Source organism: Pseudomonas sp. AKS31, assembly GCF_023634765.1.
Classification (GTDB): Bacteria; Pseudomonadota; Gammaproteobacteria; order Pseudomonadales; family Pseudomonadaceae; genus Aquipseudomonas.
On record NZ_JAMLFX010000004.1, the window covers coordinates 347629 to 373418 of the forward strand.

General features: G+C 60.3%; 29 protein-coding genes and 3 pseudogenes. 11 read left to right on the plus strand and 21 right to left on the minus strand.

The window, feature by feature from the left end; all coding sequences use genetic code 11:
* Position 1: 1 nt before the first annotated feature.
* From dsbG to dsbD, 3 genes are read right to left on the minus strand one after another with little or no spacing between them, the layout of a single operon-like run.
* Complete coding sequence (dsbG, locus tag M9827_RS15860; RefSeq protein ID WP_141127405.1) at positions 2 to 772, minus strand: thiol:disulfide interchange protein DsbG; 771 nt, start codon at positions 770 to 772, stop codon at positions 2 to 4.
* Positions 748 to 1629 carry a TlpA disulfide reductase family protein gene (locus M9827_RS15865; RefSeq protein WP_250606127.1) on the minus strand — a complete coding sequence of 294 codons (882 nt, stop codon included), beginning with the start codon at positions 1627 to 1629 and terminating at the stop codon, positions 748 to 750. Before M9827_RS15865 ends, dsbG begins: the two co-directional genes overlap by 25 nt.
* On the minus strand, positions 1629 to 3362 hold the full coding sequence (dsbD, locus tag M9827_RS15870; protein ID WP_250606128.1) for a protein-disulfide reductase DsbD: 1734 nt from the start codon (positions 3360 to 3362) through the stop codon (positions 1629 to 1631). The genes M9827_RS15865 and dsbD overlap by 1 nt, the downstream gene beginning before the upstream one ends.
* Positions 3363 to 3515: 153 nt before the next feature.
* Between dsbD and M9827_RS15875 the strand changes: the two genes are divergently transcribed.
* From M9827_RS15875 to M9827_RS15895, 5 genes are all read left to right on the plus strand, one after another.
* Positions 3516 to 4196, plus strand: a complete 681-nt coding sequence (locus M9827_RS15875; protein ID WP_250606129.1) for a response regulator — start codon at positions 3516 to 3518, stop codon at positions 4194 to 4196.
* Positions 4196 to 5518 (plus strand): ATP-binding protein, encoded by a 1323-nt coding sequence (locus M9827_RS15880; RefSeq protein WP_250606130.1) that lies wholly within the window; start codon positions 4196 to 4198, stop codon positions 5516 to 5518. The genes M9827_RS15875 and M9827_RS15880 overlap by 1 nt, the downstream gene beginning before the upstream one ends.
* A gap of 208 nt (positions 5519 to 5726) precedes the next feature.
* Positions 5727 to 6212 carry a GNAT family N-acetyltransferase gene (locus tag M9827_RS15885; protein ID WP_250606131.1) on the plus strand — a complete coding sequence of 162 codons (486 nt, stop codon included), beginning with the start codon at positions 5727 to 5729 and terminating at the stop codon, positions 6210 to 6212.
* A gap of 142 nt (positions 6213 to 6354) precedes the next feature.
* Entirely contained in the window at positions 6355 to 7767 is a 1413-nt protein-coding gene (locus tag M9827_RS15890) for an aspartate aminotransferase family protein (protein ID WP_250606132.1), read from the plus strand.
* A gap of 83 nt (positions 7768 to 7850) precedes the next feature.
* Positions 7851 to 8075 (plus strand): MbtH family protein, encoded by a 225-nt coding sequence (locus M9827_RS15895; protein WP_038364139.1) that lies wholly within the window; start codon positions 7851 to 7853, stop codon positions 8073 to 8075.
* A 145-nt stretch (positions 8076 to 8220) separates the two neighbouring features.
* Here M9827_RS15895 and M9827_RS15900 read toward each other — a convergent pair whose 3' ends face one another.
* From M9827_RS15900 to soxR, 10 genes and pseudogenes are all read right to left on the minus strand, one after another.
* Positions 8221 to 9123: a metal ABC transporter substrate-binding protein gene (locus M9827_RS15900; protein ID WP_250606133.1), complete on the minus strand. Its 903-nt coding sequence runs from the start codon at positions 9121 to 9123 to the stop codon at positions 8221 to 8223.
* Entirely contained in the window at positions 9124 to 10023 is a 900-nt protein-coding gene (locus tag M9827_RS15905) for a metal ABC transporter permease (protein WP_007917717.1), read from the minus strand.
* On the minus strand, positions 10023 to 10871 hold the full coding sequence (locus tag M9827_RS15910) for a metal ABC transporter ATP-binding protein (RefSeq protein ID WP_250606134.1): 849 nt from the start codon (positions 10869 to 10871) through the stop codon (positions 10023 to 10025). The genes M9827_RS15905 and M9827_RS15910 overlap by 1 nt, the downstream gene beginning before the upstream one ends.
* Positions 10868 to 11797, minus strand: a complete 930-nt coding sequence (locus M9827_RS15915) for a metal ABC transporter substrate-binding protein (RefSeq protein ID WP_250606135.1) — start codon at positions 11795 to 11797, stop codon at positions 10868 to 10870. The genes M9827_RS15910 and M9827_RS15915 overlap by 4 nt, the downstream gene beginning before the upstream one ends.
* 35 nt (positions 11798 to 11832) lie before the next feature.
* A complete protein-coding gene (locus tag M9827_RS15920; RefSeq protein WP_250606136.1) occupies positions 11833 to 12408 on the minus strand; it encodes a DUF6162 family protein in 576 nt (191 codons plus the stop codon).
* Complete coding sequence (locus M9827_RS15925; RefSeq protein ID WP_250606137.1) at positions 12405 to 12746, minus strand: hypothetical protein; 342 nt, start codon at positions 12744 to 12746, stop codon at positions 12405 to 12407. The genes M9827_RS15920 and M9827_RS15925 overlap by 4 nt, the downstream gene beginning before the upstream one ends.
* On the minus strand, positions 12743 to 13285 hold the full coding sequence (locus tag M9827_RS15930) for a PA2404 family protein (RefSeq protein WP_250606138.1): 543 nt from the start codon (positions 13283 to 13285) through the stop codon (positions 12743 to 12745). Before M9827_RS15930 ends, M9827_RS15925 begins: the two co-directional genes overlap by 4 nt.
* Entirely contained in the window at positions 13282 to 14481 is a 1200-nt protein-coding gene (locus tag M9827_RS15935; protein ID WP_250606139.1) for a PepSY-associated TM helix domain-containing protein, read from the minus strand. Before M9827_RS15935 ends, M9827_RS15930 begins: the two co-directional genes overlap by 4 nt.
* 295 nt (positions 14482 to 14776) lie before the next feature.
* Positions 14777 to 15233: pseudogene (locus M9827_RS15940) on the minus strand (VOC family protein).
* A gap of 105 nt (positions 15234 to 15338) precedes the next feature.
* A complete protein-coding gene (gene soxR / locus M9827_RS15945) occupies positions 15339 to 15791 on the minus strand; it encodes a redox-sensitive transcriptional activator SoxR (RefSeq protein WP_250606140.1) in 453 nt (150 codons plus the stop codon).
* Positions 15792 to 15884: 93 nt separating this feature from the next.
* Between soxR and M9827_RS15950 the strand changes: the two genes are divergently transcribed.
* Positions 15885 to 16238: an antibiotic biosynthesis monooxygenase gene (locus tag M9827_RS15950; protein WP_250606141.1), complete on the plus strand. Its 354-nt coding sequence runs from the start codon at positions 15885 to 15887 to the stop codon at positions 16236 to 16238.
* Here the strand turns inward: M9827_RS15950 and M9827_RS15955 are convergent.
* From M9827_RS15955 to M9827_RS27975, 3 genes and pseudogenes are all read right to left on the minus strand, one after another.
* The gene (locus tag M9827_RS15955; RefSeq protein WP_250606142.1) at positions 16235 to 17338 is read right to left on the minus strand and encodes a sigma-54 interaction domain-containing protein; all 1104 of its coding nucleotides are present in this window, start codon (positions 17336 to 17338) and stop codon (positions 16235 to 16237) included. The genes M9827_RS15950 and M9827_RS15955 overlap by 4 nt on opposite strands.
* A gap of 36 nt (positions 17339 to 17374) precedes the next feature.
* Positions 17375 to 17494, minus strand: a pseudogene (locus M9827_RS15960) (acyl-CoA dehydrogenase family protein); the annotation flags it as partial.
* 47 nt (positions 17495 to 17541) lie between these two features.
* A pseudogene (locus tag M9827_RS27975) lies at positions 17542 to 17610 on the minus strand (FMN reductase); the annotation flags it as partial.
* Positions 17611 to 17999: 389 nt separating this feature from the next.
* On the opposite strand from M9827_RS27975, the gene M9827_RS15965 reads away from it, so the two are divergent.
* From M9827_RS15965 to M9827_RS15980, 4 genes are all read left to right on the plus strand, one after another.
* On the plus strand, positions 18000 to 18257 hold the full coding sequence (locus tag M9827_RS15965; protein WP_093434993.1) for a hypothetical protein: 258 nt from the start codon (positions 18000 to 18002) through the stop codon (positions 18255 to 18257).
* A 101-nt stretch (positions 18258 to 18358) separates the two neighbouring features.
* Entirely contained in the window at positions 18359 to 18973 is a 615-nt protein-coding gene (locus M9827_RS15970; protein ID WP_250606143.1) for a LysE family translocator, read from the plus strand.
* 205 nt (positions 18974 to 19178) lie between these two features.
* Complete coding sequence (locus tag M9827_RS15975; protein ID WP_250606144.1) at positions 19179 to 20345, plus strand: aminotransferase class V-fold PLP-dependent enzyme; 1167 nt, start codon at positions 19179 to 19181, stop codon at positions 20343 to 20345.
* Between the two features lie 55 nt (positions 20346 to 20400).
* The gene (locus M9827_RS15980) at positions 20401 to 22209 is read left to right on the plus strand and encodes an aminopeptidase P family protein (RefSeq protein ID WP_250606145.1); all 1809 of its coding nucleotides are present in this window, start codon (positions 20401 to 20403) and stop codon (positions 22207 to 22209) included.
* A 43-nt stretch (positions 22210 to 22252) separates the two neighbouring features.
* Here M9827_RS15980 and M9827_RS15985 read toward each other — a convergent pair whose 3' ends face one another.
* Together M9827_RS15985 and M9827_RS15990 are read right to left on the minus strand one after the other, a co-directional pair.
* On the minus strand, positions 22253 to 22849 hold the full coding sequence (locus M9827_RS15985) for a 2-hydroxychromene-2-carboxylate isomerase (protein ID WP_250606159.1): 597 nt from the start codon (positions 22847 to 22849) through the stop codon (positions 22253 to 22255).
* A 35-nt stretch (positions 22850 to 22884) separates the two neighbouring features.
* Complete coding sequence (locus M9827_RS15990) at positions 22885 to 23613, minus strand: SDR family oxidoreductase (RefSeq protein WP_250606146.1); 729 nt, start codon at positions 23611 to 23613, stop codon at positions 22885 to 22887.
* Positions 23614 to 23704: 91 nt separating this feature from the next.
* Here M9827_RS15990 and M9827_RS15995 point away from each other — a divergent pair, with 91 nt between their 5' ends.
* A complete protein-coding gene (locus M9827_RS15995; protein ID WP_250606147.1) occupies positions 23705 to 24268 on the plus strand; it encodes a TetR/AcrR family transcriptional regulator in 564 nt (187 codons plus the stop codon).
* 1 nt (position 24269) lies between these two features.
* Here the strand turns inward: M9827_RS15995 and M9827_RS16000 are convergent, their stop codons facing one another.
* The 3 genes from M9827_RS16000 to M9827_RS16010 all read right to left on the minus strand — a co-directional run.
* Complete coding sequence (locus M9827_RS16000; protein ID WP_123452866.1) at positions 24270 to 24551, minus strand: hypothetical protein; 282 nt, start codon at positions 24549 to 24551, stop codon at positions 24270 to 24272.
* 168 nt (positions 24552 to 24719) lie between these two features.
* Positions 24720 to 25607 carry a threonine/homoserine exporter RhtA gene (rhtA, locus tag M9827_RS16005; protein WP_250606148.1) on the minus strand — a complete coding sequence of 296 codons (888 nt, stop codon included), beginning with the start codon at positions 25605 to 25607 and terminating at the stop codon, positions 24720 to 24722.
* The coding region (locus tag M9827_RS16010) for a hypothetical protein (protein ID WP_250606149.1) at positions 25600 to 25790 on the minus strand (191 nt) is incomplete at its 5' end. The genes rhtA and M9827_RS16010, both read right to left, overlap by 8 nt.

Below are 25790 nucleotides of genomic sequence, written 5' to 3' on the forward strand. Positions count from 1 at the left end.
CTTATTTAGGCCCGAGAATCTTCGCCAACTTGTCCGGCGAAGGCGCGCCTTGCTGCTGTTGCAGCTCGCCCTTGTCATCCATGTAGAAAATCGCCGGCGTGGCTTGCAAGTCGAGGTCTTCCATCAACTGCATGTTCGCCGCCAGTTTGGTCTGCACGGCCACCGGAATGTCTTTCAAGGCTTTGAGCGAGCTGCCCTTGCCAGCCTTTTCGTGATCTTCCAGGGCCTTGGCCGGATCTTTCGCGGCCAGCAATGCCGCCGATTTGCCCGGGCTGTCCTCGCGGATGATGCCGACCATGATGTGCCGCAGTTGCACCTTGCCGGCCTTGACCCATGGCCGTGCCTGTTCCCAGAACATGTTGCAGTACGGGCAGTTCGGATCGCTGAACAGGTACACGGTGCGCGGTGCATCCTTGTTGCCGTCCTGAATCCAGTTGCTCGCTTCGAATTTGGCCCAGACTTCTTTGGCCATCGGCGCGTAAACCAGTTTTTGCAGTGGCTCGCTGCTCAGGTCCTTGCCATCGGCGTCGTACAGATTACCCAACAGAACATGCTTGCCATCCGGGGTCAGGTACAACGCCATGCCGCGATTCTGATACTGCGCCGCATACCCGCGCAGGCCATCGGGGGCGTCGAACTGGCCGACGATTTTTGCGCCTTTGGCTTCGATCTGTTTGATCGCCGCAGGCAATTCTTCAGCAGCCTGCACCGACGGCAAGTGCAGCAGGGCGGTGCCCAGAGTCAGCGTCAGCAGGTGGCGGAGGCGGGGCATGGCAATTTCCTTGCAGAGGTGGCCGGTGCAGTGGCCGGGTTCGAATTCGGGATCGGAGTGGCGAAGTTTTCCAGCGCACGCGCCAGGCTGGCGTTGGACAGCTCGCCCAGGTGGCTGGTCAGTAGGCGACCGTCAGGGCTATAGAACAGCGTAGTCGGCAAGGCCATGGAGCCGACGGCCTGACCGAGGCGGCCGCTGCGGTCAAACAGCACGTTGTTGAGGCTCAGGCCCTGGGTTTCGAGAAACGTCGCCACGCTCTGCATGCTTTCGGCCTGATTGACGAACAGGAAGGTCAGGTCCGGGCGTTGCATCTGGGCGTTTTCCAGCACCGGCATCTCGCGGCGGCACGGTGGGCACCAGGTCGCCCACAGGTTGATCACCAGCGGGCCGCCCTGATAGTCACGGAGCTGGATGGTTTCCCCGGCCGCATTGCGCAGGGTAATGTCCGGCAGTCGCGTGCCTTGTTCGTAGAGGTTCAATGACAGTGTCGCCAACAACCAGAACGCCACGCCGCTGGCCACGCCAAAGCCCAGCGGGCGACGCAGGCCCGGACGACGCCAGCCGCGATACAGCGCTGCGAGCAACAGCACGATCACCCCCGGCCAGGCGAGGAAACCACCGTCACGCAAGTCGATGATCTGCCACAGGTCATTACGATAGTGCGACCAGTACAGCAGCACAAAGGCAACCCGTGCCGCGAGCATGCCCAGCAGAAACAGGCTGAACAATGCCGACTCGGGGTTATCGCCACCCCGCTTGGCCACTCGCCAGCCGACAAAGGTCGCCAGCGCCAGGGCACTGATCAGCAGCAGATGGTTGAGCGCGATGGCAAAGGTACCGAGGGTTAGCGTCAGCATTAATTGGCGTCCCGGGTGGTGGCCCAGCGTTGCAGGAACGTCTCGGCATCGACTTCGCCGGTGATGCGCTGGCTGCGGCGCTCTTCGCCATCAGCACCGATCCAGATGAAAGTTGGCGGCCCCGGTACTTTGTAGCGGCTCAGCAGTTCGCGGCTGGCGGCATTGTCAGCGGTGACATCGAGGCGCAGCAGGCGCACGTCACTCAGTGCTTGCATGACCTTGTCTTTGCCGAACACTTGCTTCTCCATGACCTTGCACGACACGCACCAGTCCGCGTAGTAATCGAGCAACACCCACTGGCCTTGAGCCTTGGCGGCATCGAGTTCGCGCTGCAGTGCAGCCGGTTCCTTGATCGTGGTGAATGCGTCGTGAGCCGATGGCGCCGCTGTGCTGGCGTGGCCGGCACTGTAGACCTGCAACGGTTGATACGGATCATCGCTGCCGCCCGCCGCACCAATCACCAGCAAACTGCCCCACAGCCCAAGCAACAACGAGCTGGCGCCGAACAACTGGGCAACGCGGCCAAAACCTTCGGACTGTTTCCAGGCACAGAACGCAGCGATCAACAGCAGTGCACCGCACAGGCCCAGCCACAACGACGTATCCAGTACCGGGCGCAGCATCAGCAGCGCGGTGGCGAGGAAGAGGAAACCGAACACGCCTTTGAGCAGATTCATCCACGCGCCCGGTTTGGGCAGGAAGCGATTGCCCACGGTCACCAGCAACAGCAGCGGCACACCGATGCCGATGCCCAGCGAAAACAGAATCAAGCCACCGTGCAGCGCGTTGCCGGTCTGCGCGATATACAGCAATGCACCGGCCAGCGGCGCGGTCATGCACGGCCCGACCAGCAGGCCGGACAAGGCACCGAGCGCCCCGGCGCCGATCAGGCTGCCGCCACTGCGGCTGCGCGAGGCGTGCTCAAGACGATCACGTAGAGCCACCGGCAGTTGCAGTTCGAAGAAGCCGAACATTGGCAAGGCCAGCACCACGAAGACCGCGGCGAACGTGCCGAGCAGCCACGGATTCTGCAACCATGCCTGCAGGTTTGCGCCGAGCAGCGCAGCAATGACCCCCATCGCCGCATACACCAACGCCATGCAGATCACATAACTGCCGGCCAACGCGAAACCGCGACGCGGAGTGGCGCCACTTCCAACGACCATGCCGGCCAGAATCGGCAGCATCGGCAACGTGCAAGGTGTGAACGCCAGCAACAGACCGAGACCAAAAAATACCAGTAGGCTCCAGCCCAACGCGCGTTGTTGCAGGCTGCTGGCCAATGCCTGATCCGGCGCTTCAGCGCTGGCGGCCACCGCCGCTTTGCCACCCAGATCAATGACCCGGGTTTGCGGTGGATAGCACAGGCCGGCATCGGCACAGCCCTGATAGCTGACCTTGATCTGGCCTGTGGCTGCCGCCGGGATTTTCACTTCCAGCCCTTGGCGATAGACCGGTTGCTCGCCGAAAAACTCGTCGCTGTGGGATTCGCCTTCAGGCAGCGCGGGCTGTTGCTCTGCGCTCAGCCCTTCGAATTTCAGGCGTTTCTGATACAGGTAATAGCCGTCGGTGATTTGCCAGAACAGCTGGGTCTCACCGGATTCCAGGCGTTCGGAGGTGAGCACGAATGCCTGGTCGACCGGCAGAAAGTCCGGTTTTGTCTCAAATGGATTGTTTCCAGCCTGGGCCAGACTTGAAATCAGCAGTGCAAACAATAGAAAAAAATGACGCATGGAGAAGCCTTGTCCCTGTGCAAGTGAGGTGCACAATGGGCGGCGGCGATTAACCGATGATTAACCGCCACGCCCTTGTTGCTGTGACGTTCGGGGCATAATGTCAGCTTAATCGGCCAACTGCCTAATCGGCTTTTTTCTACGGGACTCACCATGCACGTACTGGTTTGCGAAGACGATGAGCTGATCGCCAGCGGCATTGTTGCCGGTCTTACGGCTCAGGGATTGACCGTTGAGCACGTCAACACCGCATCGAAAGCGCGGGCGATGCTCAAGGTTGCCGAATTTGACGTGATGGTGCTAGATCTCGGCCTGCCCGACGAAGATGGCCTCAAGTTGCTACAACAACTGCGTCAAAGCGGCCTGGAAATTCCGGTGCTGATTCTGACCGCGCGCGACTCGGTCACCGACCGCGTTGACGGCTTGCAGGCCGGGGCTGACGATTACCTGCTCAAGCCGTTTGATCTGCGCGAGCTGTTCGCCCGTCTGCAAACCCTGTTGCGCCGGGTTGCCGGGCGCAGTGTCAACCTGATCGAGCACGGCGCATTGACATACGACCCGAGCAGCCGCGAAACCATGTTGGCCGGGCAACCGGTGGACCTGTCACGCCGGGAGCAATCGCTGTTGCAGGCGCTGCTGCACAATCGTGGCCGGGTGCTGTCCACCGAGCAATTGAAGGACAGCGTCTACGGCTTCAACGATGAACTGGAAAGCAACGCGCTGAATGTGCACATCCATCACCTGCGCAGCAAACTGGGCAAAGGCATCGTCGAAACCGTGCGCGGCCTGGGCTATCGCCTCGGCCCGGCCGACGGCGGAGATCGAGACAAGTGATGAGCCTGCGACTGCGCCTGAGCCTGACCCTCGGCGCTGCGTTTGCGCTGATCTGGGCGCTGGCGGCGGCCTGGATGCTCAGTGACCTGCGCAATCAGATGATGTTTTCCCTCGACCAGCGTCTGGTGGCGTCGGCGCGCATGGTCGCCGGGCTGCTGGAACAGCTGCCGACGCTGCCGAGCAAAGGCGAGGGCACGCATTTCAGTGCCGAACAACTGAATATCCCCGGCGGCATGGCCTGTCAGGTCAGTTCGTTGCGCGGAGAAATTCTCGCGCGCAGTCATAACAACCCCGAACAAGCACTGGAAGCCGAAAAAATGGGCTTCCATGACCAGATGATCGACGGTGCACCATGGCGCAGTTTCACCCTGGCCCGGGGCGATGTGCGCATTACCACGGCCGACCGGCAGATCGAACGCGAAGCCCTGAACATGTCGATCCTGCTGGCGGCGTCGGTGCCGGTGGGTGTGGCGTTGCTGGGTTGTCTGTGCCTGTTGTGGCTGGGCATCGGTCAGGGGCTGGCGCCGCTCAACCGTCTGCGTGAGGCGCTGATGCGGCGCAATGCCGACTCGCTCGAACCGCTGCAGATCCAGACGTTCCCCAGCGAATTGAAGCCGCTGCTCGAAACGCAGAACCAGTTGTTCCAGCGCATCGGCAAGACCATCGAACGTGAGCGGCGCCTGACCGGTGATGCGGCTCATGAGCTGCGCAGCCCGCTGACGGCGATCAAGACCCACCTGCAAGTTGCGCGCATGACCGATGGCAGCGCCCGCGATCAGTCGCTGGCGCGGGCCGAGGAGGGCGCCGATCGCTTGCATCGCACCCTTGAGCAATTGTTGTTGCTGGCGCGGGTCGAGGGCAGTCTGTCGTTCGACGACGGTTCGCAGTGCAGCGCCGAGCAAGTGGCACGCCTGGCGATCCAGGACGCCACGGGTGGCGAGCGCCTGCGGATCAAACTGCAACTGCCGGCCGGGCTTTCTGCAGCGCCGCTGCACATGCCGTCGGTGCTGTCGATTGCGGCGCTGCGCAACTTGCTCGACAACGCCTTGCGCCACACCCCCGAGGACTGTGCGGTTGAGCTGAGCCTGGAAACCATTGGCAACCGCGTACGTTTTGTCGTGCGTGATCATGGCCCGGGCATTGCACCGGAGGATCTGCAGCACCTGACCCAACGCTTCTGGCGCAACGGCCAAAGCACCGGGTGCGGCCTCGGTCTGGCGATTGTCCAGGCGATCGTTCAGCGCTGCGACTGCGCCCTGCATTTCGACAGCCGCCCGGATGGCCTGCGTGTCGAACTGACGATGCCGCTGCAACCTGTCTGATTCCAGCACAGCCTGTGTAGGAGCTGCCGAAGGCTGCGATCTTTTGATTTTGTTTTTTAAGATCAAGATAAAAAGATCGCAGCCTTCGGCAGCTCCTACAGGAAATCGCGCCAGACACATCAAATGTAACTTCTCGACGTTCGCTATCCGGCAGGGCTAGGGGTAAGGTCAACGCAGCTTTGACTCAATGGATTGAGGGAACTGCGCCATGGAAGCACCCATCTGCATTCGTCCGGCCATACTGGCCGACGCCGGCATCATCAGCCGCATCATCGAACGTTCGATCCGCATCGGTTGTGCACTCGACCACCGCAACGATCCGCCACGGGTCAGCACCTGGATCGCTCAGCAATCCGCCGACTTCATCAGCGCCCGGCTCGCCGATCCCCACTTCTATTTATGCATGGCTTTACTGGCGGGCAAACCAGTCGGTGCCGGCATGGCGCAGGCCAGCGGCGACATTTCCCTGTGTTACGTGCAGCCGGAGTCATTTCGTCGCGGCGTCGGCCGGGCACTGATGCACGATCTGGAGGGTTGGTTGCGGGTTCGCGGAGTGCTTCACGCGAACCTCAACAGTACGCGCACCGGCCGCGCTTTTTACCGCCGTCTGGACTATCGCGAGTCTGCGCCGCCCTTTGAATACCAAGGTGTGCAGACACTGCCCATGCACAAGTTGCTGGCTGCGCCGGTCTGACAACTCGATCACAGGCTAAATCCTCAGGACCCTTAAGCGTTTCCAGAACAGGAAAACCTGCAAGTGCGCCCCGTGATCGGAATGCGCACCTGTCCGGTGTGCTGTTTTGGTCACTATCCATAGCGTATTGAGGGGTCGAGAGATGTCAGTCGCCACCAGCCTTATCGAAGAGTCGTCGGCTCGGGTCACTTCGGCGCCGGCCGAAACGTTGTACCAGTTCAATGAATCGCCATTGCTGGCCCGGCAGGCCCAACAGGAATCCAACGCCCGCAGCTACCCACGGCGCATTCCGCTGGCCCTGAAACGCGCCAAAGGCCTGTATGTCGAAGACGTCGAAGGGCGCACCTTCATTGACTGTCTGGCCGGTGCCGGCACGCTGGCGCTGGGGCATAACCACCCGGTGGTGATCGAAGCGATCCAGCAGGTGTTGGCCGATGAGTTACCGCTGCACACCCTCGACCTGACCACGCCGGTCAAGGATCAGTTCGTCCAGGATCTGTTCGGCCTGCTGCCACCCGCCCTGGCGGTGGAGGCGAAAATCCAGTTCTGCGGCCCGACCGGTACCGATGCCGTGGAAGCGGCGTTGAAGCTGGTGCGCACGGCGACCGGGCGCAGCACCGTGTTGTCGTTTTCCGGCGGTTACCACGGCATGAGCCAGGGCGCGCTCAGCCTGATGGGCAGCCTGGGACCGAAAAAGCCGCTGGGTGCGTTGCTCAGCAATGGCGTGCAGTTCATGCCGTTCCCGTATGACTACCGTTGCCCGTTCGGTCTCGGCGGTGCGGCGGGGGTGAAAGCCAACCTTTGCTACCTGGATAACCTGCTCAACGACCCCGAGGCCGGCGTGCAATTGCCCGCAGCGGTGATCGTCGAAGCGGTGCAGGGCGAGGGCGGCGTGATTCCGGCGGACATCGAGTGGCTACGCGGCTTGCGCCGGATCACCGAGAAGGCCGGTGTGGCGCTGATCGTCGATGAGATCCAGAGCGGTTTCGCCCGCACCGGCAAAATGTTTGCCTTCGAACACGCCGGCATCACCCCGGATGTGGTGGTGTTGTCCAAAGCCATCGGCGGCAGCCTGCCGTTGGCCGTGGTGGTTTATCGCGACTGGCTCGACACCTGGCAGCCGGGCGCGCATGCCGGCACCTTCCGTGGCAATCAGATGGCCATGGCGGCGGGGTCTGCGGTAATGCGTTATCTGGTTGAACACAAGGTCTGCGAACACGCCGCTGCCATGGGTGAACGCCTGAGTGAACACCTGCGCATCCTGCAACGGGACTTCCCGCAACTGGGCGATATTCGCGGTCGTGGCCTGATGCTCGGGGTTGAACTGGTCGAGCCGAACGGCACGCCGGATGCGCTTGGTCATCCGCCGGCGTTTGCGCGACTGGCGCCGCTGGTCCAGCGCGAATGCCTCAAGCGCGGGCTGATTCTGGAGTTGGGTGGTCGGCATGGCGCGGTGGTGCGTTTCCTGCCGCCACTGGTCATCACTGCCGCCGAAATCGATCGTGTGGCGGAAATCTTTGGCCGTGCTTTGGCCGCTGCCAGCGCTGCGCTGTAAATTTTTCGCCGAGCCAAACGTTCTTTCTACATACCCGGCTGCACCCCGCGTGCAGCCCACCCTTACAACGATGGAGAACCAGCATGACGTCAGTATTCGACCGCGAGGACATCCTCTTTCAGGTCGTGGTCAACCACGAAGAGCAATACTCGATCTGGCCGGACTACAAAGCCGTGCCGCAAGGCTGGCGCACCGTGGGCAAGAGCGGCCTGAAAAAGGAATGCCTGGCCTACATCGAAGAAGTCTGGACCGACATGCGTCCGCTGAGCCTGCGTCAGAAGATGGAAGCCCAGGCCGCCGCGCAATAAGCAGCCGGGCAAAAACAAACCCGCTGGACTGGTGACAGTCAGCGGGTTTTTTCATGCCAGCAAAAAAGATCGCAGCCTTCGGCGGCTCCTACAGTGCAGCGTTTACATCCTGTAGGAGCTGCCGAAGGCTGCGATCTTTTGATCTTCAGCCCTTCAAGCCCTTGAGCAGCAAATCCACATTGCCTTCCAGCTCCGTCACCGGATCCGCCGCATCGGTACTCAACACCACCAGACGACTGCCTGACCCGGCAATTGCCGCTTTCACCGGCTCCGATGGCTGACGATGATGCAGCACCACCGCCACATCATTGTCTTTCAGCGTTGCCGTCAGTTGTTTCAGATCCTCCGGCGTCCACTCCGCATCAGGGCGTGGATCCTGGCCAACCAGCTCCAGATTCAGACTGCCGATCAGATAACCAAAGTGATCGCTCAAACTCATCACGCTCAGATTGTCGGCACTGGCCAACCGCGCCTCGCTGTCGGCGCTGAGTTTCAACAAGCGCTGCTTCAGCGTCGCCAGGTTCGCCTCGATCACAGGTTTGGCGCCCGGTGCCAGGCGCACCAGATCCGCCGCCATCACATCCGCCATGCGCCCCATGTTGTTGCTCGCCAGCCATGGCTGGCTGTTCAGACCATCAATCTGCAGATCCGGTTGCACGGCAATGCCCGGCAGGGCGCCGTCGACCGGGCGCGCCGCGTCGACTTCAACGATGCGGATATTGCTGCGGCGGGCGATCGGGTACAGCGGATCATCGGCCCACAGCGAGCGCACGCCAATCACCGCATCGGCGCCCGTTGCCAACTTGCTCAGCGCCGGGGCACCGCGACCGGTGAAATAAGCGCTCTGTCGGCTGCCCGGCAAGTTCGCCGGTGCCGCACGCTCGAGCTGGACGTCAGTGCCTTTGAGCAGTACTTCGCCCAGGCCATAAGTGATTGGCAACGAGGCCAGCACTCGCAGCGGTTTAGCGTTTTCGGCGGCCATCACCGGCATGCAGACCACGCCGCACAGGGTCATGGCCAAGGTCAGTTTGCGCAGTGAAAAAGTCATTTATCCAAGATTCCCTTTCAGACTCGGGACAACCCCGCGCGCAATGGCGGCGAGGGCGAAGGCAATGCCGGCGACCAGAATGATCGCGGCGCCGGATGGAATCGGCAGGTCAAACACTATTGGCGCAAGGATCCCGCACAGCGTGCTGACGGTGGCAATCAGCACCGAGCACCAGAAAAAGCCCTTGAGCGACTGGCTGAGCAAACGTGCCGCCGCCGCTGGAATCACCAGCAGCGCGCCGACCAGAATCGCACCAATGACTTTCACCGCCGCGACGGTGATCAGCGTCACCAGAATCACGAACAGATAATCCAGGGTCTTCACCGCCACCCCGCGCACCGCCGCCAGTTGCGGGTTGAAACTGGCGAGCATGATGCGGTTGTACAGCGGCAAGGCCAGGGCCATGACCAGTGAACCGACGATGGCCAGTACCGCCAGATCGTTGCCGTTAACGGTCAGTACCGAGCCGAACAGCACGTTCTCGAGAATGTGCACGTTGATCTTGCCCGCGAGAATCAGCAGCAGACTCGCACCCAGCGCCAGCGACACCGAGAGGAACACGCCGATCAAGGTATCCGGCGCCAGGCCGGTGCGGTTGCGCAGGTAGTTAAGCAGGATGCCGAACAGCAGACAGTAGCCGAACAGGCTGCCATACGGCCCGGTGTAAGGTTCGCCGAGCAGAATGCCGATGGCCACGCCGGTCAGCGCCGCGTGGCCCACCGCTTCGGAGAAGAACGCGAAGCGCTTGACCACCACCAGCGTGCCGAGGCCGCCTAGCACCGGACCGATCAACAAGCCGGCAAGCAACGCATTGACCACGAAACCGTAGGCCAGCGCTTCCGGCAGATACCCTGACGAGGCCCAGCCTTGAACCATCAAACGAAAGGCTTCGTAACTCATCAGGCAGCGCTCCGTGGATGGGTCGAGAACAGCGTCAGCAGGCGTTCCGGAGTCAGCGCCTCTTGCGGCGTGGCATCGAACAGCACGCGGCGGTTAAGCCCGGTGACGCGGCTCGCCAGACGCCCGACTGCTTCCAGATCGTGCTCGATCCACAGCACGGTGATGCCCGCTGCACGCCAGTCGCCAAGCAGGCGTTCAAAGACTTGAATCCCGGCTTCATCGAGGGCCGACATCGGTTCATCCAGCACCAGCAATTGCGGCGCCGGAATCAAACCCTGGGCGAGCAGCACCCGCTGCCGCTCACCGCCGGACAGCGCGCCCATGCGGCGTTTGCGTTTGTCTTGCATGCCGACGCGTTCCAGCGCTTCACCAATGGCGCCGGCATGACGCTTGCTCAAGCCGAGAAACGCCGGGCGTCGCTGGCACATGGCAGCCATGAAATCGTCGACGGTCATCGGCAGACCGCGATCAAATTCCAGTGCCTGCGGTACATAACCGATGGTGCCGGGTTCGCCGGGCCATTGCAGGCTGAGCTGGCCCTGATGCGGCATTTGCCCGAGCAGGGTCTTGACCAGCGAACTCTTGCCGCCGCCGTTGGGGCCGACCAGGGCGTGCACGCTGCCGGGCTGCACCTGGAAGGTGACGTTGTCGAGGATTGTCGTGCGACCGAGCGTCAGAGAGACTTCCGCAAAATCCAGAGTCGGTCCCAATCCTTGTGGGAGCGAGCCTGCTCGCGAATGCGGTGTGTCATTCGGTAAAGATGTTGGCTGGCCCGGCGTCTTCGCGAGGAGGCTCGCTCCCACAGGGGATTCGGTGTTTTCGCAGGAAAGGTTTTCTCTGGAAGTCATGCGCCAGACTCCTGAATCGCCCGCACCACGGTGTTGAGGTTGCCGGTCATTTCCTTTTCGTACTTGTCGGCGGTGTATTCGCCGTAGGAAATGTGCGACAGCGGATACAGCTTGACGCCGGACTCACGCTGAATGGTCTCGACATAAGTGGACGGGAAATCCATCTCCGAGAAGATCACTTTCACGTCCAGTTCACGCAGCTGGTCGATGGTCTTCTTCAACTGGCTTGGACTCGGTTCGATACCATGGGCCGGTTCGACCACGGCGGTCACTTCCAGGCCGAACTCACGCAGCAGATAGTCGTAAGCGGCATGCACCGTGGCCACGCGCAGTTCGGCGTTCGGCGCTTGAGTCAGCTTGGCCAGGGCATCGGCGCGCATCTGCCGCAGGCGTTTGCCGTAGGCGCGGGCGTTCTGGGTGTAGGTCTTGGCGTTGTCCGGATCGAGTTTGCCCAGCTCGCGGGCAATGTTGTTGACCTGAGCGATGGAAGCGCTGATCGACAGGAACGTATGCGGGTTCACCACTTTGCCGGCACCGCGCGCGGCAACCCCGGTGGCGGCGAGCAACGGCACGTTTTCGTTGGCTTCGATGGTCTTGATGTTCGGCGTTTCGCTGGCGGCGATCATGCGATCGGCAAAGTCGTCATGGCCGACGCCGTTGAGCACGATCACATCCAGCCCGCTGATGCGTTTGATGTCCTCGGCCCGTGGCTCGTAGGCATGCGGATTGAAGCCGGCCGGGATCAGCGGCACCACCTCGGCCTTGTCGCCGACGATGTTCGCCACATAGCTGTAGTAAGGGTGCAGGGTGATGCCGATGCGCAGGCGTTTGCCCTGATCGGCGCTGGCCAGTGGACTCAGCAGGCAGGCACACAGGCCCACGAGAAACAAACGTAACAACGGACGGCGAGGCGATGAAATAAACATGGGCAAACGGTCTTCTCTCGGAGGAGGGCGAGGAATCAATGGCGATGTTCGCGGGTAACCCCGGCATCGTATTGCGCGACGATCTGTTTCCAGCCAGCAGCGGACAGTGCTGCCGCACTGAGTTGCGCTGGGGCTTGAGCGGCGGCATCACGATTGAGCCAGATGTCTGGCGCAGCCTTGTCATCGGCACTCAGCAGCATCACAAACGAACCAGCGACGGTCGGATTCTGGCTCTGACCGACATACGCGGTGTCCGCGAGCAATTGCCAGGCATGACCACCCCGGCTGACCGAACTTGCGTCCTGGGCAAACGGCGCAAACCCTTCGTCGGCCAGGTTCTGCGGTGTCGGCAAGGCTTGCTGTTCTTCGCGCAGCAAGCGGATTTCATCGAGGGTCACCCGCAGGTCGGCATAGATGCCTTGCTCGGCAGCACTGAGGTCGCGGCGTGCGTCGAGCTGGTTGGTCGCCACTGGCTCTGGCTCATGGGAAACCCCGCGCCACGCGACCACGGCACCTGCGACCGCCAGAATCAACAGGCACAACAGCAGCACATTGAGGGTTTCATGACCGGCACCTGCCGGACGTACGATTTGTCGGGTCGGCGTACTCATGGGGCTTCGATATCCGCTTGATCGATTTCCACCACGTGACCCGGACCTGCGTCGAACAGCACGTAAAACTCACTGCCGGGTTTCTTGAACGTCAGTGTGGAATCGGCGCCGAGCTTGCCCGGCACCAGAATGGTTTCGTCGTAACCGATCACATCAAGGGTCACCCCCGGCGCGCCGCTGCCGTCGGAGAACCCGCCGGTGCATTTGATCTGTTCGGCGTCGATGGCTTTGCATTCACACATCGGGTTGTGAGCCAGCGCACTGGCACTGAAACCGGCGCACAGCACCAGCAGTGCAACCTTCAGGCACAAGCGGGAAGGGCGTTGAGAGCACGTCATGGTTTGACTCCTTGTTTATTCAGCCAGGCGAAGGTGGCGGGGGAGGCCTGACTCAGAGGGATCGAAGCCTGATGCATGCTGCCGTCCCAGCCTTCCATGGTGATCCACAGTTCGGCGTCGGGTCTGGTCTTCTCCGGGAACGGCATTTGCGTGCCCATGCGGTAAGGCGTGCCGAAGAAAATGCTGCCGGCGGCGCGCAGGCTGCGTGGCTTGCCGATGCGCAGATAGGTAGCTTTGACCTGTTCGACGCAGGCATCGCACAGGGCGGCGCTGAAGTCCTTCATGTAGCCGGCCGGGCCGGTGAGCACCGGCGCCTCGTTGCGCAATTCGGCCAGGCGCAGGCTCCATGGGCCGACCTGGATAGTGCCGATTTCGTGCTGACCCAGGCCGCTGTCACCGCGAAACAGCGAGGCGTCGGCGAAGTACTTGGGCATGAAACCCAGCGGAATCAACAGCAGCAGGACGTTGATGTGGAAGCGCCATTTATGCCAGAGACGCGCGAGTCGAGAGGGTTGAGCCTTGGTAGTGGATTTGCTCACAGGCTGGCCTCCGAGGTTTCACGGCTCATGGCCGGTTGTGCCTTGAGGCGGGTTTTCTTGTCTTCGCGCTTCAATGCATTGGCGGTGGCCAGTGCAGTGCGTTTGGTCCAGATCAACAAGCCGCTGAGGATCATCATGCTCAGTATCAAACCGAAGAAGAACCAGATCAGCTTGATCCAGATGCCGCCGAAATCGCCGGTGTGCAGCGGCCGCATGGACTCGGTGACGAACTCCAGCGACGAGCGATCGGACAGCAATCGTGACGCGGCGATGTCGCCGTTGTACGGGTTGAGCGTGGCGGTCTGGAACATCAGCGGATACCAGCCGCGCCCACCGACGCTCATGTGGCTGTAGGCATTGCCCGGCAGGCTGACGAAACTGGCTTCCAGCCCCGGAATCTTCTCTTGCGCGAGCTCGACGGCACGGTCCAGGCTGATCCTTGGCGGTGGCGTGCCGGCGGCAGAAATCGGCACGCTTTCACGGGACATGGCCGGAATGATCGGCTCGCTGGAAATGGCGATCTGGTTGTCGAACAGAATTGCCCGAATCAGAAACCAGATCCCGGTGATGGAAATCACCGCAATGAACCAGATTGACCAGATACCGCACAAGCGGTGGAAGTCACCCCAGAAAATCCGCGCGCCGTGGCGCACGCGCAGGGTCGGACGCAGAAAACCTTTCCAGAAGCGCTTGTAGACCACCAGGCCGGTGATCAGCGACACCAGCATCGGCACGCCGAGAAACGACACCAGATACCAGCCCCAACTGAAACCGTTGGTGAACGGCACCAGCCACCAGCCGTGCAGGGCGCGGGTGAAAGCCTTGAAATCGAAAGTCGGCGCAGGGCCCTGAATCACCCCGGTGTAAGGGTTGACGTAGACCGTCTGCGAACGGCCGTCCGGATAACTGACCGCAACGTCCAGGGCGAAGTGTGATTCGTCGGGGCGACTGATGCTTTCAACGAGGGTCTGCGGTTCGGCTTGCTTGATCGCCGCCATGATCTGGTCATAGCTGAGCAACGGCGCATCGTCCGCTGGCTGGCTGGCACGCATTTGCGGGTTGGCCAGCCAGACGATTTCCTGGCTGACCACCGCCAGGGTGCCGGTGACACAGACGATCAGGACAAAGAACCAGATCGGTAAGGCTAGCCAGCTATGAACGAGGAACCACAGTTTGGAGCGGGATTTCTTCGACATGATTGCGCGTCTTGATAGCGATGAAAGGGCGCGTGGCTACGGGCTTCGCAGCACGGCAGACCCCGAAAGGCCGAACGTGGCTTTTGCCTACGCGAACGGCCTGCATCTCTATAGGACGGATGAGCGAGGTAAATCCCGAAAGGTGATATGAAAGCAAATGTTTCCCAATTCCCCGATCAGCATAAAACCCTTGTGGGAGCGAGTCTGCTCGCGAAAGCGCCGGTTCAGTCACTTCACCCGTTGTCTGATCCATCGCATTCGCGAGCAGTCCAGGCCAGTCCAGGCCATGAAATGCTCAACCCTGCTGAAACATTTCCATCGCCCGCTGCTTGATCTGCTCTTCAGTCAGATCCTCCTTGCGCGAGGCAAGAAACCACAGATGCCCATACGGATCCTTCAATGTCCCGCTGCGATCCCCGTAAAACTGATCCTTGACCTCGGACACCGTCGTCGCCCCGGCCTCCAGCGCCCGTTGAAACGATTTGTCGACATCGGTCACATACAAGCAAACCAACCGACACGGCTTTGTCGGGACTGCTTAGAGGCCCTTGATCACAGGGTGAGCCGAGCATGATCGCGCTGTCGCCGATGCGCAGTTCGGCGTGGCCGATGCCGCCGTCCGGCATGGTCAGGCGCATGACTTCGGTGGCGCCGAAGGCTTTTTTATAGAAATCGATGGCCTCGGCGGCTTTGTGAATGCCGAGATACGGGGTAATGCTGTGATACCCCTCGGGAATGGGTTTGACGCTCATGACGTTCTCCCTGAATTGTTGTTCTGTGGGACAGGACTCCACCGGATTTGTGGAAGATTCACTATAGAACTGTCCTTGCCGAGCAGATTTCTGCCCGACGAGCAGTCAATTTTTGGGAAAGTGCGGCCCCGGTCCCTGTTCGCCCAGCACATCCCCCTGATTGCGCAGCGGGCAGGCTTCCATCGACAAACAGCCGCAACCAATGCAGCCATTGAGCCGGTCACGCAGCAGCGTCAATTGCTCGATCCGTTCATCCAGCTCACGGCGCCATTGCTGCGAGAGGATTTTCCAGTCGGCCGCAGTGGGCGCCCGATCATCCGGGAGAGTTTTCAGCGCCTCACCAATTTCCGCCAACGGAATCCCCAGTCGCTGCGCGACTTTGATCAACGCCACCCGGCGCAGTACTTCGCGCGGATAGCGCCGCTGGTTGCCAGCATTGCGCTGGCTCTTGATCAAGCCTTTGGCTTCATAAAAGTGCAGGGCAGTGACGGCGACACCGCTGCGCGCCGCGACTTCGCCGACCGTTAACTGCTTGTGCACATTTTCTTTGCTGATCATCTGCAGACAGCTCTTGACCTTGACTTAACTAGAGGTTTTACCCTGCAGGCCTTCGAGTCGCAAGGCTCGTCTTACGATGAGTGGGGGCTTTCCATGAATAACCGCAGTTTTACCCAATTGATCGAATTTGAAGTCGAACCACGCCAGCAACCGGCGCTGGTGACTGCTCTAGCGAGGCAGACCGAGCGTCTGGCTCAGCGCTACGACGGTTTTGTCAGCGCCAGTGTGCAGGCCAGTGATGACGGCCGGCGCGTGCTGGGTTTTCTCCAATGGCGTTCCCGCGAGGCGGGGGAGGCGGCGTTTCGCAGCTTCGAAAGCGGCGAGCAGGACTTCTGGCAACTGATTCACACCCATCAGGCGAAAACCATCACCTTTAATTCGTTTCAGGTGCTGAGCAGCATCGCCCGCAGCCACGACGATGCGCTGCACTGCCACCTGGTCGGCTAGATCGACAACTGGATCAAGCGATCGCCCTGCAGATTCTCGGTAAGTCGCCGCTTGTTCACCGCCAGTTCGCCGATCTTGATCAAACGCGTGCGCGTAACGTTGCGGCTCAGGCCGAGCAGCGCCGCAGTGTGTACCTGGTTGTAATGGCAAAAGCGATACGCCGCGCGCAGCAGGGCGTCTTCGACTTTTTCGTGCAACGCGCCGGCCTGTTGCGCGAACAGTTTTTCAAAGGCCTGTGCAAGCAACGCTTCCGGTGAGTCATCGGCGCTGCTGTGATGACCGTCCGGGCGATCGATGCGCAGGTTCGACAGGCGCAAATCATCGCGTTCGATCACGCCGTTGCGGCAGATCAGCAGGGTGTGATGGATGACGTTTTCCAGTTCACGAATGTTGCCCGGCCAACTGTAGGCACGCAGTTTCTGCTCGGCGCCGGGGCTGATGCTGACCCGGCCATAACCGAGGCGCTGGCTGTAGGTCTCGATGAAATGGCGGGTCAGCGGCAGGATATCGCCGGGCCGCTCGCGCAACGGGTTCAGTTGCAGATTGACCACGTTGAGGCGGTAATACAGATCCTCGCGAAAATGGCCGGCATTGATGGCTTTTTCCAACTGCACGTTGGTCGCTGCCAGCACCCGTACATCGATGGCAATGCTTTTGCGCGAGCCGAGCCGCACCACTTCGCGCTCCTGCAAAACCCGCAACAACTTCACCTGAATCGCCATCGGCAGATCGCCGATCTCATCGAGAAACAACGTGCCGCCATCCGCTTCCTCGAACCACCCGGCCTTGGCGTTCAGCGCGCCGGTGAACGCACCTTTTTCATGACCGAACAATTCCGCTTCCACCAGCGACTCGGAAAACGCCCCGCAATTGACCGCAATAAACGGCCGATGCCGGCGGTTGCTGAGGTTATGAATATGCCGCGCCACCAGCTCTTTGCCAGTGCCGGTCTCGCCGATGATCAGCACACTGGCTTCACTCGGCGCGACCTGTTGCAAATGCGCGAGCAGGGCCTGGGACTTCGGGTCTTCGAACACTTGCGCGGTGGCGCGGATCGACGTGGCGAGCGTGGGTGAGGGCGGTAGGGTCAGCAGTTGCATGGGCTCGTCCTTCTTTTTAGTTCAAATGCAGGCAGGTCAGGAATAGAAAGTCGGCGCCGGCAGCGACTGATTCAGCGCCCAGTCGCCCAACTCATGGAGTTTGTAGTCCAGCGGGTCGTGCAGGGTTTGCGTGCGCAGGTTGCGCCAGTGGCGGTCGCAAGATGCCCAAGTCCGCGTATTCCTCGATCCGCTCAGGCGATTTTCAGCAGTTCGGTACGGGACGGACGCCAGGTGCCGCCGGAGAGGGCGACGACTTTCAGGGGACGCGACATGATCAGTTCTTTTTTCAACAGTTGCTCAGCGAGCAGTGAGTAAGTCATCGGGTCAGAGCAAGTGCTGTACCCATTCCTGAAAGCCCCGGTTTACAGGGGTTGAGCGTTAGCTTGGTGGTCGCCGCTGTGAGTGACAGGGCGCTTTGTTGAATCAGTATCGGCTGAGTAACAGTGGCTGGAGCAACAGTGCTCACCGCATGGATGGAGTTATAAACGCAGTTTTTTATTCCGTAAAAGAACGTTAATTGATATTTATAGATCGTTGGGAGATATGCGGCAGCTTGTGTCGAATTCCTGATAGCCACTATTGAGAGCGTTGATTTCTGCGCGAGCGAGCCGGGGCGTAGCCTTTGTCCATCGACTCCCCCATTGCTCGCCAGGACGCTCCCATGAATCGTTTACTGACTGTCTCCCTGTTGCTCGCTGTCTCCGTACTCGCCGGTTGTGCCGGACACGTTTCGCCGGAACTGCGCCCTTATACCGATGAAGAATCCCGCGAATTGGCGATGGAAGCACTGAACCGCAGCGGCTTGTCCTTCGACGAATACCACGCTAAAAAAGCGCAATTGCTCGGTCAGTCGCAGTTCGACAAGAAAGCGGAAATGAGTGCTGAACGTGCCGTACAGCTGCACGGTCGCCCAAGCTGAAAACAAACTGTACTGGTAGAAGTTTTACCCAACTGTCCGTGGGTTTGCCGGGCTGCGTGGGATAGGGTCAACACCTGAATGACCCGGATGGACTGCCTGCCATGAACCTCTCGCTTGATCTGCTGTTGGGCTTTGCCCTTTTTGCCCTTGTCACCTCGATTACGCCGGGGCCGAACAACACCATGTTGCTGGCATCGGGGGTGAATTTCGGCTTTAACCGCACCATCCCGCATATGCTCGGGATTACCTGCGGCTTCTTTGTTCTGGTTGTGGCCGTGGGCTTTGGCCTTGGTGCGGTGTTTCAGACCTATCCGATTCTTTATACGGTTCTGCGCTATGTCGGCGCGGCGTATCTGTTGTATCTGGCGTGGAAAATCGCGCACTCGGGACCTGTCGGTGACAGTGCCGAAGGCGAGGCGAAGCCGATCAGCTACCTCGGCGCTGCCGCGTTTCAGTGGGTCAACCCCAAAGCGTGGATCATGGCCATCGGCGCCATCAGCACTTACACGCCGATGCAGGGCTATTTCAGCAATGTCGTGGTGATTGCCGCGGTATTCGCCATCATCAACCTGCCGAGCGTCGGCGTCTGGGCAGCCTGCGGTACGTTGTTGCGTAATGTGCTGAAGGATCCGCGCTGGTTACGCGTGTTCAACTGGGGCATGGCGGCGCTGCTGGTGATTTCGCTGTACCCGTTACTTCTCGAAAGCTTTACCTGACGCATCGCTTCAACCGCAGGCCGGATGCCTGTTAAGCTCGACTTCAGGAGCGTTCCTACGCACTTTTAAATGAAGTTGTTCTTCTTTAACGGCATCCGATCAGGTATTGATGGCGCTCTCGAACCGACGCGCAGCTCACAAGGCTGCGCCGTACCGTTTGCAGACACGAGCCTCCTGATCCCGGAACACGCTCTGCGAGTCTTTTATGAACACACGTCCGTTGTATTTCGATTACGCCGCCACCACCCCGGTTGACGAGCGGGTCATCCAGGTGATGATCGAGTGTCTGGGCTTTCACGGTAATTTCGGCAACCCGGCTTCCAGCTCCCACGCGTTCGGCCAGCAGGCCCGGCAGACGGTCGAGCAGGCCCGCCGACAGGTCGCCGAACTGGTCGGCGCCCAGGCTGAGCAGATTGTCTGGACCTCCGGCGCCACCGAGTCCAATAACCTCGCCCTCAAAGGCGTGGCGCAGGCCCGCGGGGTTTCCGGCGGCCACATCATTACCAGTCAGATCGAACACAAAGCCATCCTCGATACCGCCCGCCAATTGCAGGACGCCGGCATCGCCGTGACCTATCTGGTGCCGGATTCCAACGGCCTGATCACGCCGCAAGCGGTCAGTGAAGCCATGCGTGATGACACTTTTCTAGTGTCGCTGATGCTGGTCAACAACGAGCTGGGCACCGTCAACGATGTTCAAGCGATTGGTGCCGTGGTGCGCAGTCGCGAGGCGTTGTTCCATGTCGATGCGGCGCAGGGGGCCGGCAAGGTTGCTATCGATCTGGCGCAATGGCCAGTGGATCTGATGTCGTTTTCCGCGCACAAACTTTACGGCCCCAAAGGCATCGGCGCGTTGTATGTCGGCCCACGGGCGCAGCAGCGGTTGCAGGCGCAGATTCACGGCGGTGGACACGAAGGTGGCTTGCGCTCCGGGACATTGGCGACGCACCAGATTGCCGGGATGGGCGCAGCGTTTGCTTTGGCCGCCGAGGCATTCGATGCCGAGAAAAAAACCATCGTCGCACTGCGCGAACGCTTGCTCGAACAACTGCTCAGCTTGCCGGGCGTGCGCTTGAACGGCTGCGCCACTCAACGTATTGCGCACACCTTGAGCCTGACCTTCGGCGAAGGCGAATTCAACAGCGCGGCATTGAGCCATTCGATCGCGTTTTCCGCGACCTCGGCCTGTAACTCGGCCAGTAACACGCCATCCCACGTGCTGTTGGCGCTCGGGCATGACGCGCATCTGGCCGGTCGCACCATTCGCCTGAGCCTCGGCCGTTTCACCACCGTCGAAGATGTCGACAAGGCCGTTCAACTGATCAAGACCGCCTGCGCCAGTGCTCCGGCATTCTGGGCGACAGGGCTTTAAACCAGCCGACTCACGGCTACGAACAATAACGATGAAGTGATTAGCAGGAGACATGATGAGTACCCAGACCTCGACCGAAGGATCGGTGCCCCAGCGCCTGGCGCACACCCGTGAACTGATGCGCCGCGAAGGCATTCATGCGCTGTTGGTGCCGTCCGCCGACCCGCATTTGTCGGAATACCTGCCGGGTTACTGGCAGGGTCGGCAGTGGTTGTCGGGCTTCCATGGTTCGGTCGGGACGCTGATCGTCACCGCTGATTTCGCCGGTGTCTGGGCCGACAGCCGTTATTGGGAGCAAGCGACCAAGGAACTCAAGGGCAGTGGCATCGAACTGGTCAAACTGCAACCGGGTCAGCCGAGCCCGCTGGACTGGCTGGCCGAGCAGACACCGGAAGGTGGTGTGGTCGCGGTTGACGGTGCGGTGATGGCCGTGGCATCGGCGCGTACCCTGAGCAGCAAGCTCGAAGCACGCGGCGCGCGCCTGCGTACCGACATCGATCTGCTGCAGGAAGTCTGGCGCGATCGCCCGAGCCTGCCGAATGCTCCGATCTATCAGCATCTGCCACCGCAGGCGACAGTCAGCCGTGGCGAGAAACTGGCCAAACTGCGCGACACCCTGCAAGAGCGCGGTGCCGACTGGCATTTCATCGCCACCCTCGACGACATTGCCTGGCTGTTCAACCTGCGCGGCGGCGATGTGTCGTTCAACCCGGTGTTTGTTTCGTTTGCCTTGATCGATCAGCAGCAGGCCACATTGTTCGTGGCGCTGAGCAAGGTTGACGCGGATCTGCGTGCGGTGCTGGAGAAGGATGGCGTGACGCTGCGTGATTACCGCGAAGTCGCTGATGCCCTGCGTGCCGTGCCGAGTGGCGCAAGTCTGTTGGTGGATCCGGCGCGAGTGACCAGCGGTTTGCTGGATAACCTCGACAGCACTGTGAAACTGGTCGAAGGCCTGAACCCGACCACATTGGCCAAGTCGCAGAAAAGCGAAGCGGACGCCGAACATATTCGCCAAGCGATGGAGCAGGACGGTGCGGCGCTTTGCGAATTCTTCGCCTGGCTGGAATCGGCTTGGGGGCGCGAGCGCATTACCGAGTTGACCATCGACGAAAAGCTCACCGCAGCCCGCGAACGTCGTCCGGATTATGTCTCGCTGAGTTTCAACACCATTGCCGCGTTCAACGCCAACGGTGCGATGCCGCATTACCACGCCACCGAAGAAGAGCACGCGGTGATCGAAGGCGACGGTTTGCTGCTGATCGACTCCGGCGGTCAATACCTGGGTGGCACGACGGATATCACGCGGATGGTGCCGGTCGGTACGCCGAGCGAAGAGCAGAAACGCGATTGCACGCGCGTGCTCAAGGGCGTGATCGCGCTGTCGCGAGCACAGTTCCCGAAAGGCATTCTGTCGCCGCTGCTGGACGCCATTGCCCGTGCGCCGATCTGGGCCGACAGCGTGGATTACGGTCACGGCACCGGTCACGGCGTTGGCTACTTCCTTAACGTCCATGAAGGCCCGCAAGTGATTGCCTATCAGGCAGCGCCTGCGCCGCAGACGGCCATGCAGCCGGGGATGATCACTTCGATCGAGCCGGGCACTTACCGTCCGGGCCGTTGGGGTGTGCGCATCGAGAACCTGGCGATGAACCGCGAGGCGGGCAGCAGCGAATTCGGTGAATTCCTCAGGTTTGAAACCCTGACGCTGTGCCCGATCGACACGCGTTGCCTGCTACCGGATCTGCTCACCGAGGAAGAGAAGCAGTGGTTCAACGCCTACCATGCGCAAGTGCGTGAGCGGTTGAGCCCGTTGCTTGAGGGCGCGGCGCTGGAATGGCTGAACACCCGTACTGCGGCTATCTGATTGGTTGGGATTCAGGCGCTGTGTTCAGCGCCTGAATGATCGCTTAGCGCTGGCGCAGGGCTTCTTCAACGAAATCGAGTCGATCCTGGCCGAAGAACAGTTGCTTGCCGATAAACATGCTGGGTGCGCCAAACACGCCGCGTTTAACCGCGGTTTCGGTATTGTCTTTGAGTACGGCTTTGACTGACTCATCGTTGCTCAGTGCTAGCACTTCAAGCGGATCGAAGCCGTGGTCGCTCAGCACGGCAGCGACTGTCTCCGGCTCGTCGAGACTACGTCCTTCCACCCACAGCGCCGTGAACAGGCAATCGATAAAGGCCTGAAAGCGTTCTGGTTGACGCAATTGGATCCCAGTGACCGCACGCATCAGCATCAGTGTGTTGATCGGGAAATGCGGATTGAATCTCAGCGGCACCCCGTAGCGTTTCGCGTAGCGATCCAGATCCTCGAACATATACCGACCCTTCGCCGGAATCATCGCCGGAGATGCGTTGCCGGTTGCCTTGAATACGCCACCGAGCAGCATCGGGATGTAAATCAGCTCACTGTTGGTCTCGGCACAAATCTTCGGCAATTGGGTGTAGGCCAGATAGGTGGCAGGGCTGCCGAGGTCGAAATAGAACTCCACGCTTTTAGTCATTTTCGCGTCTCTGTCGTTATTGTTATGGCGGGGGCTTACCAGCGTTCGTTCCACGGGCGCAGGTCCAGTTCGAAGGTCCAGGCATCCCGTGGCTGACTGTGCAGATACCAGTAGTTTTCGGCAATGTGCTCGGGGTTGAGGATGCCGTCCTGATCTTTGGTCGCGTACTTCTCGGGGAAACTGTTGCGAATGAAATCGGTGTCGATCGCACCATCGACTACCACGTGGGCGACATGAATGTTCATCGGCCCAAGTTCCCGCGCCATGCTTTGCGCCAGGGCGCGGATGCCGTGTTTGGCACCAGCGAAAGCGGCGAAGCCGGAAGCGCCGCGAAGTCCGGCAGTGGCGCCGGTGAATAGAATCGTGCCGCGCTGGCGCGTGACCATGCGTTTGGCCACTTCGCGGGCATTGAGAAAACCAGAGAAACAGGCCATCTCCCAGATCTTGAAATATTTGCGCGCGGTTTCTTCGAGGATGCTGCACGGCACATTTGCGCCGATGTTGAACACAAAAGCTTCGATCGGACCGAGTCGAGTCTCGATGTCTTCAATCAGGGCGATGACCTCTTCTTCCTTGCGCGCATCGCAGGCAAAGCCGTGGGCCTCTCCGCCTTCAGCTTTGATTGAATCCACCAGCGGTTGCAGTTTGTCGGCGCTGCGCCGGGTGACGCAGGCGATGAATCCCTCTTTGGCGAAACGCTTGGCAATCGCTCCGCCCGTGGCATCGCCAGCACCGGCCACCAACACGACCTTCTTGTTATTCATGGGTAGATCCCTTTATTAAACGATCGTTAAGTGAACGAACGTTATGCTAGGATCCAGACCACGTCAAGGCAGTCGATTCGAGGGCAAACACATGCGTTATTCCGCCAGCCACAAACTGGAAACCCGGGAAAAGTTATTGCAGAGCAGCGCGCTGTCGGCCAAGCGTTCGGGGTTTTCCACGGTGGGCGTCGATGGCTTGATGAAGGCTATCGGATTGAGCGGAGCGGCGTTCTACAGCCACTTCTCGTCGAAAGATGCATTGTTCACTGCCATCGTCGAGCGCGAGTTGGGCCAAAGCCTTGAGCGACTGGGGGGCGAGGGCGCGCCGGATCGTGAGCGACTGGAGCGCTGTCTCAAGCACTATCTGAGCTTGGCTCACGTTGAGCAACCTGAGGCCGGTTGCGCGTTGCCGGCGCTGGGTGCAGAAATTGCCCGATCGGATGTTCAGGTACGCGAACAGGCCGAGTTATGGATTTGTCGGCTGCAAGAGCGCTGGGCACAGATACTTGAGAGCGAGACCCTGGCGTGGTCAGTGTTGTCGCAATGCGTCGGGGCATTGGTGGTGGCGCGTATGTTGGTCACGCCGGACGTCCAGCAAGCGGTGCTGAAGTCCAGCCATGAAGAGATTGGCCGGCAGATCGCCGGGCCACGCTGATCTATTTGCAGATGACAATCATGCTGCGACTGGTGTAACCCGCAGGATTGAGACCGAACGGGTAATCGCCGGGCTCTTCCACGGTGTCACCGGATTTGGCGATGACCTTGTAGCCTTTCGGCAAACAAGCACTGGCGGCGCTGGCGTAGCACTTGTCCCAGGAGGACGATAGCCCTGAGCAGTTGATGTGCAGCCCTTTTTTTCCGCGTTTTACCTTGGTTTCCGAAGTCGCCGCACAACCCGCAATAGCCAGTATGGCGATCAGTATCAAAATTCGTTTCATTACCGTCCTTATAGCGGCCACGAGTCTAACGCTCGGGTTTGCCTGTGTTCGCTTGCGCTCTAAGCGTTTTGAAATCCCTGTCCGAAAAAATCCATGTCTGGCATTGGGTTACGGGTCTAAACATGGCCTAAATGCGCACCAATTACCAGACCTTCGTCAAAACCTCTTTCAGTCAGCCGCGATTGCGGGGTTCGCGCCGCTACCCATGGTCATGGTTGCGCCTACGGACGCCAGAATAATGCACAGGATCGCCATCCATTGTGACAGCGTGAGGAATTCATGCAGAAACAACAGGCCAGACAAGGCCCCGAAAGCCGGTTCGATACTCATCAGTGTGCCGAATGTACGTGCCGGCATGCGGGTGAGGGCGACCATTTCCAGTGTGTAGGGCAGGGCGGTAGACAGAATGGCGACGCCAATGGCAATCGGAATCAGGGAGGGGGTCAAAAGCGCTGCGCCGGCATGCACGATGCCAATAGGGGCCACGAACAATGCCGCGATCATTACGCCTAGTGCTGCGGTCGCCACACCGTTATCGGCCCCGGCCTTCTGCCCGAACAGTATATATAGCGCCCAGCAGACACCAGCTCCCAGTGCATACCCAGCGCCGACCAGATCGATTCCGGCGCTGGTGGCGCCTGTTGGAATCAGCAACATCAATCCCGCGGCGGCGAGGGCGATCCAGAGAAAGTCGATGGCGCGGCGGGAGGCATAAATGGCTACAGCCAATGGCCCGGTAAATTCGAGGGCAACGGCGATCCCCAGCGGCACAGTGCGCAATGACATATAGAAGAGGAAGTTCATGCCGCCCAGTGCCATGCCGTAAACGATAACCGTGCGCAGGGATTTGGCGGTCAGCGTGGCGCGCCAGGGACGAAGTATCAACAGCATGATCACACTGGCGAAGATTAGACGCAGCGTTGTGGTTCCCTGAGCGCCAACGATGGGGAACATGCTTTTGGCCAGTGAGGCGCCTGACTGGATCGATGCCATGGCTATTAATAGCAGGCCAACCGGAAACAGCATTGAGGCGAGGGAACGTGGCTGGTCATTCATTGCGTGGCATCGTCCAAGGTAAGAACAGCAGGGTTTTATTTTGATATTGGGCAATATACTGCGCATTCGTTGCGGTTACGTCTATATAGAAGGGGCTTTTTGCGTGATTCGATAGAAAAGCGAAATTAACGGTTGACGGCAGATTCAGGATGTCTATAATTCGCCCCACTTCCGGCGCAGTCG

Coding starts and splice junctions, on each gene's coding strand:
- M9827_RS15970 (WP_250606143.1), top strand. CDS start 18,359: ATGAACCTCTCGCTTGATCTGCTGTTGGGCTTTGCCCTTTTTGCCCTT.
- M9827_RS15935 (WP_250606139.1), bottom strand. CDS start 14,481: ATGTCGAAGAAATCCCGCTCCAAACTGTGGTTCCTCGTTCATAGCTGG.
- M9827_RS15885 (WP_250606131.1), top strand. CDS start 5,727: ATGGAAGCACCCATCTGCATTCGTCCGGCCATACTGGCCGACGCCGGC.
- M9827_RS15955 (WP_250606142.1), bottom strand. CDS start 17,338: ATGCAACTGCTGACCCTACCGCCCTCACCCACGCTCGCCACGTCGATC.
- M9827_RS15920 (WP_250606136.1), bottom strand. CDS start 12,408: ATGAGTACGCCGACCCGACAAATCGTACGTCCGGCAGGTGCCGGTCAT.
- M9827_RS15900 (WP_250606133.1), bottom strand. CDS start 9,123: ATGACTTTTTCACTGCGCAAACTGACCTTGGCCATGACCCTGTGCGGC.
- dsbG (WP_141127405.1), bottom strand. CDS start 772: ATGCCCCGCCTCCGCCACCTGCTGACGCTGACTCTGGGCACCGCCCTG.
- M9827_RS15915 (WP_250606135.1), bottom strand. CDS start 11,797: ATGTTTATTTCATCGCCTCGCCGTCCGTTGTTACGTTTGTTTCTCGTG.
- M9827_RS15990 (WP_250606146.1), bottom strand. CDS start 23,613: ATGAATAACAAGAAGGTCGTGTTGGTGGCCGGTGCTGGCGATGCCACG.
- M9827_RS15890 (WP_250606132.1), top strand. CDS start 6,355: ATGTCAGTCGCCACCAGCCTTATCGAAGAGTCGTCGGCTCGGGTCACT.
- M9827_RS15905 (WP_007917717.1), bottom strand. CDS start 10,023: ATGAGTTACGAAGCCTTTCGTTTGATGGTTCAAGGCTGGGCCTCGTCA.
- soxR (WP_250606140.1), bottom strand. CDS start 15,791: ATGATCAGCAAAGAAAATGTGCACAAGCAGTTAACGGTCGGCGAAGTC.
- M9827_RS15995 (WP_250606147.1), top strand. CDS start 23,705: ATGCGTTATTCCGCCAGCCACAAACTGGAAACCCGGGAAAAGTTATTG.
- M9827_RS15895 (WP_038364139.1), top strand. CDS start 7,851: ATGACGTCAGTATTCGACCGCGAGGACATCCTCTTTCAGGTCGTGGTC.
- M9827_RS15975 (WP_250606144.1), top strand. CDS start 19,179: ATGAACACACGTCCGTTGTATTTCGATTACGCCGCCACCACCCCGGTT.
- M9827_RS15950 (WP_250606141.1), top strand. CDS start 15,885: ATGAATAACCGCAGTTTTACCCAATTGATCGAATTTGAAGTCGAACCA.
- M9827_RS15865 (WP_250606127.1), bottom strand. CDS start 1,629: ATGCTGACGCTAACCCTCGGTACCTTTGCCATCGCGCTCAACCATCTG.
- M9827_RS15910 (WP_250606134.1), bottom strand. CDS start 10,871: ATGACTTCCAGAGAAAACCTTTCCTGCGAAAACACCGAATCCCCTGTG.
- M9827_RS15980 (WP_250606145.1), top strand. CDS start 20,401: ATGAGTACCCAGACCTCGACCGAAGGATCGGTGCCCCAGCGCCTGGCG.
- rhtA (WP_250606148.1), bottom strand. CDS start 25,607: ATGAATGACCAGCCACGTTCCCTCGCCTCAATGCTGTTTCCGGTTGGC.
- dsbD (WP_250606128.1), bottom strand. CDS start 3,362: ATGCGTCATTTTTTTCTATTGTTTGCACTGCTGATTTCAAGTCTGGCC.
- M9827_RS15925 (WP_250606137.1), bottom strand. CDS start 12,746: ATGACGTGCTCTCAACGCCCTTCCCGCTTGTGCCTGAAGGTTGCACTG.
- M9827_RS15985 (WP_250606159.1), bottom strand. CDS start 22,849: ATGACTAAAAGCGTGGAGTTCTATTTCGACCTCGGCAGCCCTGCCACC.
- M9827_RS16000 (WP_123452866.1), bottom strand. CDS start 24,551: ATGAAACGAATTTTGATACTGATCGCCATACTGGCTATTGCGGGTTGT.
- M9827_RS15875 (WP_250606129.1), top strand. CDS start 3,516: ATGCACGTACTGGTTTGCGAAGACGATGAGCTGATCGCCAGCGGCATT.
- M9827_RS15880 (WP_250606130.1), top strand. CDS start 4,196: ATGAGCCTGCGACTGCGCCTGAGCCTGACCCTCGGCGCTGCGTTTGCG.
- M9827_RS15965 (WP_093434993.1), top strand. CDS start 18,000: ATGAATCGTTTACTGACTGTCTCCCTGTTGCTCGCTGTCTCCGTACTC.